Raw genomic sequence first — 15,130 nt, 5'->3', positions numbered from 1 at the left:
CGGGACGGATGTCCGTAGGGAGCGTGTCGGGGCTGAGCTGCTCACGGACGGTGGTGACAACGCGGTGGTGCGCCCACCCGGCCGCCGCTTCCCCGGCGTACTGATTCAGGGTGACTTGCTCTCCGTCCTCCGCCGCGACGTCGCCGAAGTGGTGGAGCGTTCAACCGGGGTGATGATGCCCGCGAGACCGCCGGCCTTCCCCTGGCGGACCTTGCTGCGCTGCTCGCGCGCCACTCCTCGGATGCGGTGCTTCGGGGCGCTTGCATGTCAGTGCGCTGCGACGGGCGGCCAGCCGATGGCGTAAGGGCCAGGATGCAAGGAACCGGAGTCGGGATGTGCGCCCTGAGCCTGGGCTGTCCACGACCAGAGGGTGCTTAATAGCACAATTTGGACGATTAGACAACCCTTGGCGGACAGAGCAGCATGGATCCTGGTTGGGAGGTGAAGATCGCGAATCCTTGGGCAGTGGTGCTGCTGCCGGTCGGCAGGCGCCCGGGTGGACCGATCCCTAAATGATCACACAGACATGAGTTCAAACGAGCTCGCTTTCTCTTCTCTGGCCGTGAAGAGCCGACCGTCCGTACACATAGCTCTTCTCGGCGGTTTCGACCTCGTGGTCGGCGACGTCCCGGTGGCAGTCCCGCTCGGCTCGAAGCGACTCCTGGCGTCAATCGCGCTCAACTACCGCGCCTCTGTCCCTCGGACCTTGATCGCCGGAAGCCTCTGGCCCGAAGCGTCCGAGCAGAGGGCGAACACGAACCTTCGGGCGGCACTGTCACGCCTGCACGACCTCGGCCGGAAAGCACTGGACGTCTCCCCCAACGAGGTGCGCCTCGCGCGGGAGGTCACCGTCGACCTCTATCACGCCCGGTCGTTGGCCGAACGCATACTCGACCCCGGCGTCCCGGCCGAGGACCTCGGCCTCAACGCGGCGACCGTCGACCAGCTCTCCGCCGATCTGCTGCCCGGCTGGTACGACGAGTGGGCCTTGCTCGAGGCGGAGCATTGGCGTCAGCTTCGACTCCATGCCCTCGAGAAACTGGCGGGAGAACTCATCGACGCCGAGCAGTTCGCCGGGGCGGTGACGGCGGCCCATACGGCCGTCCAGGCAGATCCACTGCGGGAGAGCAGCCAGATCTCGCTGATCCGCGCCTACCTGGCGGAAGGCAACCTGGTCGAGGCGCTGGACCACTTCGAACGCTACGCGCAGCGTCTCCGCAACGAGTTGGGACTCTGCCCCACGCAGCAGCTGCGCCAGCTCGTGGCCGAACTGCGGCGGTCGCACCCCGGTGGCGGAAAAGTGCAGGAGTGACCGCGAAGGGCACGGCCCGTCCGCGACGTCCTCGGTAGTGGACATCTGCGAACCCGCCACTGTTGCCAGTGGCGGGTTCGCTTTGTCGAAGAGGGTCGGTACATGTGTGGTGTGTTCAGAAGCCGCCGACGGCCTGGTTGCCCTGGTTGGCTCCGCCGAAGCCACCGACGGCCTGGTTGCCCTGGTTGGCTCCGCCGAAGCCGCCGACGGCCTGGTTGCCCTGGTTGGCTCCGCCGAAGCCGCCGACGGCCTGGTTGCCCTGGTTGGCTCCGCCGAAGCCGCCGACGGCCTGGTTGCCCTGGTTGGCTCCGCCGAAGCCGCCGATGGCCTGGTTGCCCTGGTTCACGGGGCCGCCGCCGCCGATGGCCTGGTTGCCCTGGTTCACGGGGCCGCCGCCGCCGATGGCCTGGTTGCCCTGGTTCACGGGGCCGCCGCCGCCGATGGCCTGGTTGCCCTGGTTCACGGGGCCGCCGCCGCCGATGGCCTGGTTGCCCTGGTTCACGGGGCCGCCGCCGATGGCCTGGTTGCCCTGGTTGGTTCCACCGGTGTTGCCGATGGCCTGGTTGCCCTGGTTCACGGGGCCGCCGCCGCCAATGGCCTGGTTGCCCTGGTTGGTTCCACCGGTGTTGCCGATGGCCTGGTTGCCCTGGTTCACGGGGCCGCCGCCGCCGATGGCCTGGTTGCCCTGGTTCACGGGGCCGCCGCCGATGGCCTGGTTGCCCTGGTTGGTTCCACCGGTGTTGCCGATGGCCTGGTTGCCCTGGTTCACGGGGCCGCCGCCGATGGCCTGGTTGCCCTGGTTGGTTCCACCGATGTTGCCGATGGCCTGGTTGCCCTGGTTGGTTCCACCGATGTTGCCGATGGCCTGGTTGCCCTGGTTGACCCTGCCGGTGCCGCCGATGGCCTGGTTGCCCTGGTTGACCCTGCCGGTGTTGCCGATCGCCTGGTTCCCCTGGTTGACCCTGCCCCTGTTGCCGATGGCCTGGTTGCCCTGGTTGACCCTGCCGGTGTTGCCGATCGCCTGGTTCCCCTGGTTAACGGTGCCCCGGGGGCAGATGTTCGGCCTGGGCTGCTGGCCGCAGAAAGTCGGTGCCGCGGTCGGGGTCTCTGACTTTGATACCTCCTGAGGTGCTGCTGCGGCGGCCCCCGCGCCTGCTCCGAGAGCAAGCGTCGCTGCCAGGCTGGACGCGCCTATCAGACGAGGTATGCGATGCCGGATCACCATGGCGGTCTCCTTGCATGTGAAAGCGGGTTTGCGCTTGCCTGCACCAGTCATCGTGGGGTGGTGGGCATCACCGTCGCGTGACGCAGGCGTGACCAGGGCCGGTTGGCTCCCGCCGGCGAGCATTTCGTCCAGCTGGCTCCGTATGGTCGGGGCCCACGAGTCGCCCCAGGTCATCGCCATGCCCCGGTCCCGGTCCCACCCCAAAACCGACGAAACCCGCCACGAGGCCGTGGCGGGTTCGCGTTGTCGAGGCTGATCGGCAGGTTCGGCGTGTTCAGCCCGGGATCGGGGTCACTGCATCCGATCCGCAACGTTCGTCTGGCTGGCCTCACCGGCCGCACCCTGCGCCAGGTTCCTCTGCTGGAAGCTGCTCGACGCACTCTGCGCCTGTCAGGGGACCGGCGTGAGCGAGAAGCCGAGTGCGATGGTGTTTCGGATTGCCTGGTTGACCTGGATCGTTCTGCCGATGTTTCCGACGGCTTGGTTGGCCTGGTTGACCTTGCCGGTGTTTCGGATTGCCTGGTTGACCTGGATCGTTCTGCCGATGTTTCCGACGGCTTGGTTGGCCTGGTTGACCCTGCCGGTGTTTCCGATTGCCTGGTTGACCTGGATTGTCTTGCCGATGTTTCCGACGGCTTGGTTGGCCTGGCTGACCCTGCCGGTGTTTCCGATTGCCTGGTTGACCTGGATTGTCCTGCCGGCGTTACCGACGGCCTGGTTGGCCTGGTTCACAGCCGGTCGCGGCACTTGCGGCGCCATGTCATCCAACAGGTCGGTCGCGTGGAGTGGCTGAGTTCTTCCGTAGGGGGAGTCGCTGTAGTCGGCGGCGCAGGCGCTTCCCGCGCCGAGGGCGACCAGGCCCCCGACAGCTGCAACGGTGATTGCGACCTTCTGGAGCTTGCGCATGAATCTTGCCCTCCGGGCCTCTGCATTGCGGAACTGTATTACCCGCTGCAATCGAATGAGCACTAAAAGTACATTCGGAGTGGATTCATCTCCCATCAGGGACCCGTGTCGGGCATTGCGATCACTCATTCACCCTCTCCAGGAGCGCCCACGCCCCCATTCACCCGTGGAGGAGGTCGCGCACAGTAGTGACGAGCCGTCGTGGCTGTTGCGGACGACAACCCGGTGCGCGATCGCGCTGGCCATGCCCGGGCCCCTGCCGCGCAAGACGTCTCCTGCCGGGTGCTCGACCTTCGGGATGGAGTCCGTGCCGGACGAGGAGGCGTTGACCGTGCGCCGCGCGCAGACCGAATTGCGGAAAGGTCGGCTCTTCGACAAGGCACCGAAGCGTCCGGTCTGTGTGGGCGGCTTGAGGAGTCCGAGCAAGAGGACGCCATTACGTGTCGCGGTAGAGGGTGCAGTGGCGCAGTGAAACGCCGGGGACCGTGGCCGTGCGCCGTCGCTGATGTCAGGTTTGGATGTCAGGCCGACCGAGGCACGATGCTCACGCCGCGGTAGTCGTAGCCACCCCGTCTGCAGTCCGAGGCTTCCCAGGTCAGGTCCACTTGCTGTCCGGGCGACAGCGTGCGGAACCCGGTCATCCGGATGTCGGAGCGCTGGCCGAGGCCGGGTGGAGGGGCGTCGGGCCGGCGGTGGTGCTCCCGAGGCGCCGGCGGCGCCTCGGGGTCAGTGCGCGTGGTGATCGTGGTCGTCCCGGTGGTCGTGGCCCGCGGGGCGTTGCGCCAAGGCATGGGCGCGCGCGGTGACTTCGTCCGCGGACACGGTGCACAGGCCGACGAGCACGTCCTCCAGAGCGGCCAGCCAGAGCTGGTAGTAGTTGTAAGGCTCGTCCTGGGCGGGAGCGGTCTCCCAGGCCGCGATCCGGGCGATCAGTGCGGCCCGGAATTGCTGCCAGGTGAACGCGCCTGCCTGGTGCAGGCTGACGGCCATGCCGAAGGCGCGGCTCTCCCATGGCTCGGCAAACACCAACTCGCCGTTGGAGCGCGGTGGAGCGGCCGGGCCTTCGATGTCCAGCGGCGCGGTCATGGTGCCGCCACCTTGGCCACGCCGACCATCGCGTCCCGGGTCACCAGTGGCACGAGCTGTTCCTCGGACAGATGCTCGGTTCCGGCCGGGCGCTCGGGCAGGACCAGCCAGCGCACCTCACTCGTGCTGTCGTGGACGGTGATCTGCACGTCGTCGTCGAGTTCGAGTCCCATCTCGGACAGCACCGTGCGGGGCTCCTTCACCACGCGCGCGCGGTAGGCGGGGTCTTTGTACCAGCTCGGCGGCAGGCCGAGCACCGGCCACGGGTAGCAGGAGCACAGCGTGCACACCACCACGTGATGGGTGGTCGCGGTGTTCTCCACGACGACGGTGTGCTCGCCCTGCGGCCCCGAAAAGCCGAGCTCTTTGATGGCCGCGGTGCCGTCGTTGAGAAGCCGTCGCCGGTACTCCGGGTCGGTCCACGCCTTGGCGACGACCTTGGCGCCGTTGAGGGGGCCCACGTTGGTCTCGTAGGTGGTGATGATCCCGTTCATCAGCTCCGTGTCGAGCAGGTTCCGTTCGGTGAGCAGTTGCTCGAGTGCCTCGGTGCGCAGGGCCGGGGAAAGGCGTTCGCCTGATCCGGTGGTGGTCATGAGGTGGTCTCCAGGTAGCTCTCGTACATCTCGACCGTGAGTGCGAAGGGTTCGGCGTCGGCGCCCCACAGCTCCTGTGAGTCGAATCGCACCGAGTAGACGTGCTGCGGGTTCTCGCCCTGGAAGTGGGCGTTGGTGTCCGGCAGCACGAAAGCGGGCCGGATGGCCTCGACCATGCCGGTATGTCCCCGCACATACCCCGGCAGTCGGGTGTGCCCGGGCACCGACATGGCCCTGGCCCGTACGCGCTCGCCGACAGCGAAGGCCGGCGCGGTGTCCACGGAGCGCAGCGAGCCCTCGGCGGTCGGCGCGTAGTCGGGCCGGGCGGGCTCGGGGACCGGCGGCTCCTCCACGCGTTCGCCGCGCAGGTTGCGGGCGCGGGCGTCGATCGCGCCCGGCGCAAGGATGGCGCTCTCGGTGAGCATCAGTTCCCCGGCATTGAGCCAGCGGCCGAAGTAGCCGTCGTCCAGGTAGGCGGCCCGGTCCAGTCGCTCCAGCGCGTACCGGAAGGCGTCCGTGTTGACGCCGCCGCACGCGATGCGGCCGGAGAGAATCGCCAGCGCAAACGCCTGGCGCTGCCAGGGCTCCTCGAAGACGGGTTCATCACGCCGCGGCGGACGAACGGGACCCCACCCCGGGGTGCCTCCCATGTCGGCGATTCCCTCCATGGCGCGACTCCTCAAATACCCGCATAACGGACTGGACGCCTGAATCGTATGCGTCAGGTGTCGTCCGCGCCCCGATGACTGCGCCGCACATGCGCCGAGGCCGCGCCCCTGAGTCCGCCGTGTTCGGGCCAGGCGACGGCTGGGGATCAAACGTGGATGCCAAGGGCCCCGGACCATGATCGGTCCGGGGTCTTTTGTACTGGTGCCCCGGCAGGATTCGAACCTGCGACACCCGCTTCAGGGCGTCAGGCCCTTAGGGCCTGTCCGGCGGATCATGTCGGAGACGCCGGGTCTGGCGCGCCCATCTGCGGCGTTGTCGTCGGTTGCCGACGCTCCGCGTCGACGCCCTCCTCCGCCTTGCAGCTGAGCGCGCCAGACCCCGCTCACCTGCGCTTTGCAGATGCCGCCCTTCCCTCCGACCTGATCCGCCGGACAGGCCCTGGCAGGGCGCGGCGAGTGTTCCGGGAGGCGCGCAGGATCGGGTCGGTGTGCTGACGTCGCCGTCAGAAAGGTTCGACCAGGTCCGCCTCTGCTGCCGGCAGCCGAGGGCTCGCACCTGCAGGTGCTCGAGCCGCAGGACTACAAGCTCCCCCTGGGGCTGGGGGACCTGGACGATGCCTCGGGCCACGATGCGGACCTATGGCGCTTCCCCCCGGGAGCGATCGTCCTGCTGTACACCGACGGGGTGACCGAAGCCCGTGACAGCCACGGCACGTTCTACGACCCGGTGGACCGCCTCCACGGCCGCCGCTTTTCCGGACCGGGAGCCCTGCTGGACGCCTTGGTGGCGGATGTCCGTCAGCACACTGGCGGACACACCGACGACGACATGGCGCTGCTCGCCGTCATGAGACTCCCGGCGAACGCCCCGCCCCCGTCAACACACCCAGGGTGAACCGGATGCGGAGACCGTGCAGATCACTGTCCGCTACGGCACCGCGAGCCCAATGGTCTGGGACCGTATCCATCCCCGGCTCACCACCCGCTCGGCCGGACCCGCATCGACTGGCCGCCCCACGTGAGCCCTGCTACACCGGTGGGAAGGGAGGTGTGCATGCCGCGTCATCCGGTCAAGGGGCTGACCGCGCTCCTTGCTGCAGTGGCAGTCCCGCTTGCCGTAAGCGCGGTGCTGCTGCCGGTCCGGGACACCCTGTCCCACACGAACGTGGCCCTGATCCTGATGTTGGTCGTGGCTGCGGTGGCTGCCCTCGGCTACCGCTGGGCCGCGGCCCTCACGGCCTTGTCCGCCGCCGCGTGGTTCGTCTTCTTCTTCACCACTCCGTACGGAAGCTTCATCCGCTTCAACAACGCGGACGAGATCGTCACCGCCGGGCTGCTGCTGGTCGTCGGCCTGGCTGTCTCTCAGCTGGCCCGCCGCTATTCCCGTGAGCACGCCATCGCCACCACGCTGCAACGCAGCTTGCTGCCCCGTGTACTGCCGGACACCAGCGCCGCCCGGGTGGCGTGCCGGTACGTGCCCGCCGAGGCCGAGGTCGGCGGGGACTGGTTCGACGTGATCCCTCTGCCGGGCTTCCGCACCGCCCTGGTGGTCGGCGACGTGGTCGGCCATGGCCTGCGCTCCGCTGTCATCATGGGTCGACTGCGCACCGCGGTCCTCAATTTCTCCACCCTTGACCTGCCGCCCGACGAGCTGCTGGCCCGCCTTGACGACGTGGTCAATCAGATGGATGCGGAGGCGGGCGCCAGTCAGGATGTGAACGTCGTGGCTACCTGCCTGTATGCGATCTACGACCCGATCTCCCGTAGCTGCACGATGGCAAGAGCCGGTCACCTTCCGCCCGTCATCGTCCATCCGGACGGTCGTGTGGAGACTGTCGACCTGCCCGCAGGACCCCCGCTCGGGCTGGGCGGCCTGCGCTTTCAGGCCGTCGAGCGGAGGCTGCCGGAGGACACGCAACTCGTGCTCTACACCGACGGGCTCATCCACAACCGGTACCGCGACATCGGGAGCGGCCTGAAGCTGCTGTGCGACACGCTCTCCGGCGTGGGGCTCGACCCGGAAAAGACGTGCGAGATGATCCTGGAGAAGGTGCTACCCGCCCGTTCAGTCGATGACGCCGCTCTCCTGGTCGCCCGCACCCGCGCGTTTCCCCGTGACCGTATCGCCGAATGGGACATCCCGGCCATTCCCGCCTCGGTGCCCGCCCTGCGCTCCGAGGTGCTCGCGAAGCTGGCCGAGTGGAATCTGGAGGAGACGGCATTCGCCACCGAACTGATCCTCAGCGAGCTGGTCACCAACGCCATCCGCTACGGTGCACCCCCTGTCCACCTGCGCCTTCTGCGCGATACCACCCTGGTGGTGGAGGTCAGCGACGGCAGTAGCACCTCCCCGCACCTGCGCTACGCAACGGACATGGACGAAGGCGGTCGCGGAATCTTCCTTGTCTCTCAGTTCGCCGAGCGGTGGGGAACCCGCTTCACCCCCACCGGGAAGATCGTCTGGGCCGAGCAGTCAGTTCCATCAGTTCCCGTCGCCCCCGTCCTGGCATCGGTTGGGTGACCGGGCCGGACTGTCCGAAATCCTCCACAGGGCGCCTGCTCGCTGTCCCTCGGCTGGCCGGCCGCTGAGGTTCGCCGTTGACCAGTGTCATCCGCGCTTGTTGGTGTCAGTCGCTGATGTCAGGAGCCTGGACCCTCTCGAAGGCCCCGGACCATGATCGGTTCGGGGCCTTTTGCCTGGTGCCCCCGGCAGGATTCGAACCTGCGACACCCGCGTGAGGAGCGTGGTGGGGCGAGTTGGGGTCTGACCTGGGGGATGCCGACTTCGGCGGCTACTGGCTTCGGCGGCCCCAGCAGCCGCGGTTCCCCGTGAGTCCCCGCCCGATCGGGCGCGGTTGTGGCACGGGGGAACTTCTGAACTATCGCGAGCTCACTCGCGAGTCCTGTTGCCACCTCGGCCGCCGCGCCCTCGCCGAGGACGCCGCCGCGCGCCGCTGCTGGCGCAGGAGTCGCACCATCACTGCGCACACCACGACCGGCACGGTCACGAGCACGGTCCACCACGGGATGTCGAGCCACCCCGACGCGGCCCCCACACCCACGCCGACGCAGATGTTGGTGAAGGCCAGCCACCTGCCGTACGGCTCCCAGACGAAGGGCGCGTAGGCGGTCGGCCTGGCCAGGCGGACCGCGCCGAATACCAGCGACTGGGCCGCGAGGAGGGCGACGAGGACGCCCATGGCGGCATTCCCCTGGTGCTCGTCGCGGGGTGCGTCGGAGGTGTTCTGGCGGACGCGGTCCTTGCTGAGGACGACGATGTCGCGGCGCCAGCCGGTCGCGATGACCTCGTCACCCCGATGCAGCTCGTCGAAGAGCGGCCCGGAGTCGCTGAACCGCACGACCCTCTGCCAGGAGTCGTCGCGCTTGTCCTTGAGAGTCGCCTCGTAGTTCCTGACCTTTCCTGCGAACGTGGACTCGGTCTTCGCGACGGTGAAGTGCCAGGTAGTGAGGCAGTCCTTCGCAGCAACCTCCTGCGGGGTCGCCTGCGCGGGGCACGGCTCGGCTGCCCGGTAGTGCTCGTAGCGCGTCTGTTGGCCCGGCACCCACACCGTGAACGCCAGGTAGCTCAGCACCGCCCACAGCAGAGACAACGCGATCAGCACCACGCCCGTGAGCCGCGGCCGGCCCGGCGACCTCCGGTCGGGACTGGCCTTCCTGCCCGCCGTGGCCCACGCCCGCTCTGCCATCGCTGACCCCCTCCACCGGGTTTTCATGAGCTGGAGCAGGCATAGCACCCCTTGTTTGCTCCATCAACCAACCATTCACCCCAGCTCCCATCCCGTACGCCGTCGACCCACACACCGTGGAGCGGGCGTGGTTCAGGGCGTCAAGGTGGAGCGCGCCACTGTACGAACGACTGTGAGGATGGGTCATGGCACCGCTCGGCGGCCTTGTCGCATTGGGGCACGTCATGAAGCCCGCGCGATGAGTCGGCCTGCTCGCGTTGAGACGCGACTGCCGTCAAATGGTGGCGTCAAAAGGCCCCGGACCATGATCGGTTCGGGGCCTTTTGCCTGGTGCTCCGGCAGGATTCGAACCTGCGACACCCGCTTCAGGAGTTCGAGCCGCAACGGTTCGGGGACTGGCCTGAACGCCCGTGGACGGGGCTGAATGAGACGGGAGCTGAGACGGGCCGGGCCGTGTTGGCTCGGGCGTCCACGTGGTCAGTAGCGGAAGCGGGCCGTAGTGCCGTCGACGTGGGTGACCGGACAGATGCCCACCTCACCGCGTGTCAGCGGCGGCTGCTCCGGCGCCTGCTGCGGATGAGGTGCTGGGCCACGAGGTGCCCCGACCCTGCGCCGAGGCCCGGGCCGGGGTGGGTCGAGGCGCCGATGTGCCACAAGCCGGGTACAGGTGTGGCGTGCCGGGCCGCGCCCGGTAGGGGGCGCCACAGCAGGGCCTGGTCGAGTTCGGCCGAGCCGCCGTAGGGGTCGCCGTTGACCGCGTTCGGATTGTGCGCCATCAGGTCCGACGGTGTGACGGCGTCCCAGGCGAGTAGTTTCTCCGGCAGGTCGGGCGCGTGAAGCGCGATCCTGGCGAGGACCCGTTGGACGTATCCCTCGGTCAGCTCCTTCGTCCAGCGGCCGTGGGCGTCCAGTTCGCCCGCCGCGTCGCCGGTCGGCTTGTAGGGCAGTTCTTGGAGCTGGATCCACAAGGTAGCCGCGCCGTCCGGCACGCGTGAAGGGTCCAGCACATACTGCTGGCCGACGACCAGTGTGGGCCTGCGCGGCAGCAGTCCCGCCTCGGCCTCCGCGCACGCGATCGCGGTGCTCGCGGACCCGTCGCTGAGATGGACCAGCGGTACGCCGGCCAGGCGCGCATCGCGCCAGCCGAGCGGGGCGGAGAGGGCGACGTGGAGCTGCATCGCAGCGCGTCCGTACCGATAGCGCAGGGCCTCGTCGCGGATGGAGGGCGGGACGGGCGCGTCCTGTGGCAGTAGCTCGCCGTACAGCGCGGTCGGGGTTACCGAGACCAGGACGGCGTGGCGGGCCAGGATGGTTTCGCCGTCGGTGGCGACGCCCATGACCCGGCCGCCTGTGAGGAGCAGCCGCTCCGCCGACTGCCCCGTGGAGATGTGCACCCCGAGCTCGCCGAGCAGTGCCTCGAAGGCGCGGACGAAGTTCCGGGCGCCGCCCGCCACCACGGGCATGCCGAAACCGTGCAGGGTCGCGGCCATGACAGGCAGCGTCAGGCCGCCCAAGGCGTGGTCCGGAGACAGTCCGGCGTGCAGCAGCCAGGGTATCCACAGCACATCAGGCTCGTCGCCGCGGAAGGTGCCGCGGCAGTAGGAGCGGCCGCTGGTCACGGCGGCCCGCAACCACTCCTCGGTGCCACTGAAGCGCTCGCGGCGCAGCAGTTTCACCACATGCCGGAGCACACGGGGCGAGCGTGGTTCACCGCCCAGGATGCCGCCCAGTGCGTCGGCGTTGTCGAGGAACCTCTGCAGCAGGGTGAGGTAGGCGGTCCGGTCCTCGGAGTGGCCGAACATCTCGGCGGTGGCCGCGGGGTCGCGGTGGGCAAGGACCACGCGCCCTTCGTCGGTGACGGTGCCCGTGATCAGTCCGTCGGTGTTGCGATACTCCAAACCGTGACGGTGCAGGTCCTCACCGAGGGCGGCGTAGGCCCCGCCGGACACGAACAGCGGGTGCCACGAGGAGTACGTGTCGTGCAGGTAGCCAGGCAGAGTCCGCTCCTCGGTGGCAATGAAGCCGCCCAGCCGGTCGCTTCCTTCGATGAGGGCCACCGACCAGCCGCCCTTGGCCAGCTGGGCAGCGGCGACCAAGCCGTTCACGCCGGACCCGATCACGACCGCGTCGAAGGTAGGTGTCATCAGCGCTCCTCTGACGTGAGGGGGGTGCCAAGGCTCCGCCGAGCGAGCCACCACCAGCGAGGACGAGGGCGCGGCCCTCGCCAATCCAGCCTTCCCCTCAGGAGCCGGGTTGTCCAACGCTTGCAGGCGCCGCCCAGGCTCTGAGTACCGCGCCGGTCAGGCACCGGCGTGATCAGCGGCTACCACGCCGCCCTCAACGCCGCCGCCGTCGGCCTGGGCTTCGAGGTCCTGGTCTTCGTCCACCTGGGCCACGGTGACCGCGAACAGCTCGCGGCCTTCGACCAAGAGCTCGCAGCCATCCCCGAGGTGATCCAGGCGGAGCGACTGTTAGGCACCCCGACTACCTGCTGCGCGTGGTCACCGCAGATCTCGCGCCTACCAGCGGCCTTTCGAGGACAAGCTGGCCACGCTGCTCAACCCACTACCTTCCCCCGCTGCCATCCCGTACGCCGTCGACCCACACACCATGAACCGCGCCTGCTCGGCTCTGCCCGGGTCGTTGGGGGCGGGATGGGAGCCCCCAACATCCGCCACGACGGACCCGCAGTCGACGACGGTGCCCCCTCCATCCCGGTGCCGGCCGATCCCCCGCCGGAGGCTCTGTTCTGACCATGGCCGCGCTCTACGGGAGATCGACTCATGTCGGCCGGCCTACCCACGCGTGGGCGCGCGTTGGCGCAGCCCGCGCGGAGCGGGTCGAAGGCAGGAGCGTCGCGCGGAGCGGAGCCGGGGCTTGATGAAGTAGGGAAACTCTTACCGCGCCAGGGCTGCAGAGGGCTGTAGAGGGCTGTCCTGTCTCCGTTGACTGTCTCTACATGGCTGCGTACATCTGGGAGAACGATCACTCTGGCAGGATGCGGATATGGGGAACACATGTGCCTGGCCCGTGTTGCGGACCGGGGACCTGGCTGAGGCATTGAGCCTCGCCGACAGGTTGTTGTCCGTCGCTTCCTGGTACGAGCCGAGCGACTGCTACTTGGATGCTTGGGCGCGCGCTGATGATGATCTGCGGCGTCTGACAGAGGCTCTACCGGGCGTGAGGGCTGAGTCGTACGGGGAGGGCGGTGCCGGCCTACCCGTGAGGCTGAGCCTGGGCGTTAGTACATTCGCGCAGGCGCGCGAGGCCCTGGACATCTGGGCTGGCATCACTAGGGCCCGATCTCGATACCGGCGCACTGCTCCTCGGACCAGGACTCGTATTCCTCCGCCGTGATCTGCTCATGCATCCACGCCGGGGCCACCATCTCGGCCGTCATGAAGCACCTCCTGGACACTGTGCTGCGGGCCCTGTCCCGCTGGATTCAGCGTACTGTCTGGCATCCGTCCGGCACGCTGGCCCGGCCATGTATCTGAGGGGGCTCTGGTGCGCGTACGTCATGCTGCGGTGGCTGTGGCCGCCCTAGCGATCCTTGGCACGTCGGCATGTTCCGCCGGCTCGTCGCCACACTTGAGGACGGCATGGACTCGGGGCGAGCCGTAGGTTCCGCCGGAATCCAGCGGTGTTCTCGGCGGCGACCAAGCTGCGCTGTCGGCGCTGCTGAAACTGCGGCAGGTCCTTCCGCCGCGGATCGCGCACCGACTTGGTGAGATGGATGCCGTCTTTGTGCCGGCTGGTCAGGGGGCGTACATCTCCAGCTCCCAGGCATGCCTTCCCGCGAAGGGATGCGAGGGTTCGACTGGATCGCGGCCGGGAGCCGGCGGGTCCGGTCGCTGGCGGATCCGTCTTTGGAGCGAACCGTGGGACACGCCGCCTGTCTCGGCGAGGTGTCCCACGGTTCACTTCACGGTCGAAGCGTTCGAGCCCCTTGGGCGCGCCCTGGCCCACGCTCCACCGCGCCACCGTCGTCCAGTGGCACGGTCACAGTTGTTACTTACTTTCCGTTGAGCGAGAAGGCATAGAGCTTGTCGTTGTCGCCCTTGTAGCCGAGACCGAGGCCGGCGGTACGGTAGCCGCTGCCCCAGTAGACGTTTCCGTCGACGACCGACGCGCCGGCCCACACAGAGCCGCCGCTGGGGAAGGCCCACTTGATCTGGCCGGTTTCGGCGTCGAGGGCATACATGTTGTTGCCGGTGGGCGCGCCGGAGCCGGCGTACACCACGCCGTTGGCAGCGGAGACGAAGGCGTCATCGACGTAGCCGCCCTGCGGGTCGGCGGTCTGCCACACGATCTTACCGGTGGCCGCGTCGAGGGCCGCCCACAGGCCACCGGTCGTCGTGGTCTTCTTTCCGTCGTACGACGTCACCGTGTACGTCTTGTGCGACGCGTTCGCGATCGCGGCGTAGATGCGCTTGCCGTCGGTGGCCGAGCCCCACTCGATGCCGCCGAGCGATCCGCCCGGTCCGGCCTCGGTCTTCCAGACCACCTTGCCGGTGGCCGGGTTGAGCGCCCAGTAGATGCCGCTCTTCTGGCCGATGCCGAGCAGGTCGGTGCGCTTGCCGTTCACGGTGGTGGTGTAGAGGTTGGGCGCGCTGCCGAAATCGTAGTCGGGTGCGCCGTTCTGGACGGGTACGGTCCAGGTGTCCGCGCTCAGCGTCGGGCGGGCCCACTTGATCTTGCCGCTCTTGAGGTTGAGCGCCAGGATGCTGTCGATGTGGTTTTCCGCGACCGGCGGGATGCAGTCGGCCTGACCGGGGTCGGTGCAAACACCGTCAGGCGTCGTGTAGTTGTTGCCGGTGGCCACGAAGAGATTGCCGGTCTTGTGATCGACGACCGGCTGGCTGCCCCACATGGCGCCGCCCGTGTAGCCCTTGGGAATGGTGTAGGTCTTCCACAGAATCTTGCCAGTGGTGGCGCTGGCCGCGATGATCGATCCGCGGAAGGTCTGCGGCCCGCTCAGGGTCTCGCCCTTGGAGGACGTGCCGAAGTAGACCACTCCGTTGTCCACGGTCGGCGAGCTGGTGATGATGGTGGCCGGGTCCTTGTCGACCTTGGTACGCCACCGCATCTTGCCGGTGCGGGCGTCGATGCCCACTATGTAGGCGCTCTTCATCGCTGAGACGCCCTGTGCTCCGGTGCCGATCACGAGCTCGCCGTTCGAGTACGCCGGGCTCGTGCGCGACACATCACCAGGGATGCCGTTGTAGGAGCTGATATCGCGGGACCAGATGGCCTTGCCCGTAGTGGTGTTGATCGCCCAGAGCTTCCCGCCCCAGTCCGGTACGTAGGCCACTCCCTTGACCACGGTCGCCGTGGCCGAGATGTTACCGGCGGCGGTGAAGGTCCACTTGGGCTTCAGCTTTCCTACGTTCGCCGAGTTGATGGTGTGTTCGGTCGCGGCATACCGGGTGTTGTGGTTGTTCTGCCCGGCGCTGGCCCAGTCCGGCTGCACGGAGACACGTGCCTTGGCATGGCCGCCCGGGGCCGTGTGGCCCCCGAGCACGGCCGCTCCCGCAGGCCAGGAGGCAAGGGCTCCCAGCGCGAGCGCGCCCGAGACCCCTACGGCCCACAGCTTTGACCGCCGGCCGGGTTGACTGGTCTTGGTCGACATA

At 68.3% G+C, this 15,130-nt stretch carries 12 protein-coding genes, 1 tRNA gene and 3 pseudogenes; 4 read left to right on the top strand and 12 right to left on the bottom strand.

Features of this window, described 5'->3' with window-relative positions; genetic code table 11:
- Positions 1 to 526 precede the first annotated feature (526 nt).
- Complete coding sequence (locus LRD69_RS12885) at positions 527 to 1,312, top strand: BTAD domain-containing putative transcriptional regulator (RefSeq protein ID WP_277326707.1); 786 nt, start codon at positions 527 to 529, stop codon at positions 1,310 to 1,312.
- Positions 1,313 to 1,427: 115 nt separating this feature from the next.
- On the opposite strand, the gene LRD69_RS12880 is transcribed toward LRD69_RS12885, so the two are convergent.
- The 6 genes and pseudogenes from LRD69_RS12880 to nthB form a co-directional block, all read right to left on the bottom strand.
- Positions 1,428 to 2,537: a hypothetical protein gene (locus tag LRD69_RS12880; protein ID WP_277326706.1), complete on the bottom strand. Its 1,110-nt coding sequence runs from the start codon at positions 2,535 to 2,537 to the stop codon at positions 1,428 to 1,430.
- A gap of 390 nt (positions 2,538 to 2,927) precedes the next feature.
- Positions 2,928 to 3,443 carry a hypothetical protein gene (locus tag LRD69_RS12875; protein ID WP_277326705.1) on the bottom strand — a complete coding sequence of 172 codons (516 nt, stop codon included), beginning with the start codon at positions 3,441 to 3,443 and terminating at the stop codon, positions 2,928 to 2,930.
- Positions 3,444 to 3,964: 521 nt separating this feature from the next.
- A pseudogene (locus LRD69_RS12870) lies at positions 3,965 to 4,096 on the bottom strand (cold shock domain-containing protein); the annotation flags it as partial.
- A 73-nt stretch (positions 4,097 to 4,169) separates the two neighbouring features.
- A complete protein-coding gene (locus LRD69_RS12865; protein ID WP_277326704.1) occupies positions 4,170 to 4,529 on the bottom strand; it encodes a nitrile hydratase accessory protein in 360 nt (119 codons plus the stop codon).
- Positions 4,526 to 5,122 (bottom strand): nitrile hydratase subunit alpha, encoded by a 597-nt coding sequence (nthA, locus tag LRD69_RS12860; RefSeq protein WP_277326703.1) that lies wholly within the window; start codon positions 5,120 to 5,122, stop codon positions 4,526 to 4,528. The genes LRD69_RS12865 and nthA overlap by 4 nt, the downstream gene beginning before the upstream one ends.
- The gene (nthB, locus tag LRD69_RS12855; protein WP_277326702.1) at positions 5,119 to 5,790 is read right to left on the bottom strand and encodes a nitrile hydratase subunit beta; all 672 of its coding nucleotides are present in this window, start codon (positions 5,788 to 5,790) and stop codon (positions 5,119 to 5,121) included. The genes nthA and nthB overlap by 4 nt, the downstream gene beginning before the upstream one ends.
- 562 nt (positions 5,791 to 6,352) lie before the next feature.
- Between nthB and LRD69_RS12850 the strand changes: the two genes are divergently transcribed.
- Positions 6,353 to 6,685: a SpoIIE family protein phosphatase gene (locus LRD69_RS12850; RefSeq protein ID WP_277326701.1), complete on the top strand. Its 333-nt coding sequence runs from the start codon at positions 6,353 to 6,355 to the stop codon at positions 6,683 to 6,685.
- A 159-nt stretch (positions 6,686 to 6,844) separates the two neighbouring features.
- Entirely contained in the window at positions 6,845 to 8,311 is a 1,467-nt protein-coding gene (locus LRD69_RS12845) for a SpoIIE family protein phosphatase (RefSeq protein WP_277326700.1), read from the top strand.
- Positions 8,312 to 8,488: 177 nt separating this feature from the next.
- Here the strand turns inward: LRD69_RS12845 and LRD69_RS12840 are convergent.
- The 5 genes and pseudogenes from LRD69_RS12840 to LRD69_RS12820 form a co-directional block, all read right to left on the bottom strand.
- Positions 8,489 to 8,590: transfer RNA gene (locus tag LRD69_RS12840), tRNA-Glu, on the bottom strand.
- A 79-nt stretch (positions 8,591 to 8,669) separates the two neighbouring features.
- Entirely contained in the window at positions 8,670 to 9,497 is an 828-nt protein-coding gene (locus LRD69_RS12835) for a hypothetical protein (RefSeq protein ID WP_277326699.1), read from the bottom strand.
- Positions 9,498 to 10,042: 545 nt separating this feature from the next.
- Positions 10,043 to 11,641 carry an NAD(P)/FAD-dependent oxidoreductase gene (locus LRD69_RS12830; protein ID WP_277326698.1) on the bottom strand — a complete coding sequence of 533 codons (1,599 nt, stop codon included), beginning with the start codon at positions 11,639 to 11,641 and terminating at the stop codon, positions 10,043 to 10,045.
- Between the two features lie 156 nt (positions 11,642 to 11,797).
- On the bottom strand, positions 11,798 to 11,926 hold the full coding sequence (locus LRD69_RS12825; protein WP_277326697.1) for a hypothetical protein: 129 nt from the start codon (positions 11,924 to 11,926) through the stop codon (positions 11,798 to 11,800).
- 872 nt (positions 11,927 to 12,798) lie between these two features.
- Positions 12,799 to 12,897 (bottom strand): annotated as a pseudogene (locus tag LRD69_RS12820) (Uma2 family endonuclease); the annotation flags it as partial.
- 239 nt (positions 12,898 to 13,136) lie between these two features.
- Here LRD69_RS12820 and LRD69_RS12815 point away from each other — a divergent pair.
- Positions 13,137 to 13,247: pseudogene (locus tag LRD69_RS12815) on the top strand (transcriptional regulator); the annotation flags it as partial.
- 265 nt (positions 13,248 to 13,512) lie between these two features.
- Here LRD69_RS12815 and LRD69_RS12810 read toward each other — a convergent pair.
- Positions 13,513 to 15,129 carry a PQQ-binding-like beta-propeller repeat protein gene (locus LRD69_RS12810; RefSeq protein ID WP_277326696.1) on the bottom strand — a complete coding sequence of 539 codons (1,617 nt, stop codon included), beginning with the start codon at positions 15,127 to 15,129 and terminating at the stop codon, positions 13,513 to 13,515.
- Between the last annotated feature and the right edge of the window lies 1 nt (position 15,130).

The organism is Streptomyces sp. JH14, assembly GCF_029428675.1.
In the GTDB taxonomy this organism is placed as follows: Bacteria; Actinomycetota; Actinomycetes; order Streptomycetales; family Streptomycetaceae; genus Streptomyces.
The sequence above is the reverse complement of the archived record's forward strand: the minus strand, read 5'-3'. Positions and strand labels throughout refer to the sequence as shown.

What these genes read in the sequence shown, in the direction of transcription:
- LRD69_RS12885 (WP_277326707.1), top strand. Translation starts at nt 527, where the DNA reads ATGAGTTCAAACGAGCTCGCTTTCTCTTCTCTGGCCGTGAAGAGCCGA.
- LRD69_RS12880 (WP_277326706.1), bottom strand. Translation starts at nt 2,537, where the DNA reads ATGGTGATCCGGCATCGCATACCTCGTCTGATAGGCGCGTCCAGCCTG.
- LRD69_RS12875 (WP_277326705.1), bottom strand. Translation starts at nt 3,443, where the DNA reads ATGCGCAAGCTCCAGAAGGTCGCAATCACCGTTGCAGCTGTCGGGGGC.
- LRD69_RS12865 (WP_277326704.1), bottom strand. Translation starts at nt 4,529, where the DNA reads ATGACCGCGCCGCTGGACATCGAAGGCCCGGCCGCTCCACCGCGCTCC.
- nthA (WP_277326703.1), bottom strand. Translation starts at nt 5,122, where the DNA reads ATGACCACCACCGGATCAGGCGAACGCCTTTCCCCGGCCCTGCGCACC.
- nthB (WP_277326702.1), bottom strand. Translation starts at nt 5,790, where the DNA reads ATGGAGGGAATCGCCGACATGGGAGGCACCCCGGGGTGGGGTCCCGTT.
- LRD69_RS12845 (WP_277326700.1), top strand. Translation starts at nt 6,845, where the DNA reads ATGCCGCGTCATCCGGTCAAGGGGCTGACCGCGCTCCTTGCTGCAGTG.
- LRD69_RS12835 (WP_277326699.1), bottom strand. Translation starts at nt 9,497, where the DNA reads ATGGCAGAGCGGGCGTGGGCCACGGCGGGCAGGAAGGCCAGTCCCGAC.
- LRD69_RS12830 (WP_277326698.1), bottom strand. Translation starts at nt 11,641, where the DNA reads ATGACACCTACCTTCGACGCGGTCGTGATCGGGTCCGGCGTGAACGGC.
- LRD69_RS12810 (WP_277326696.1), bottom strand. Translation starts at nt 15,129, where the DNA reads ATGTCGACCAAGACCAGTCAACCCGGCCGGCGGTCAAAGCTGTGGGCC.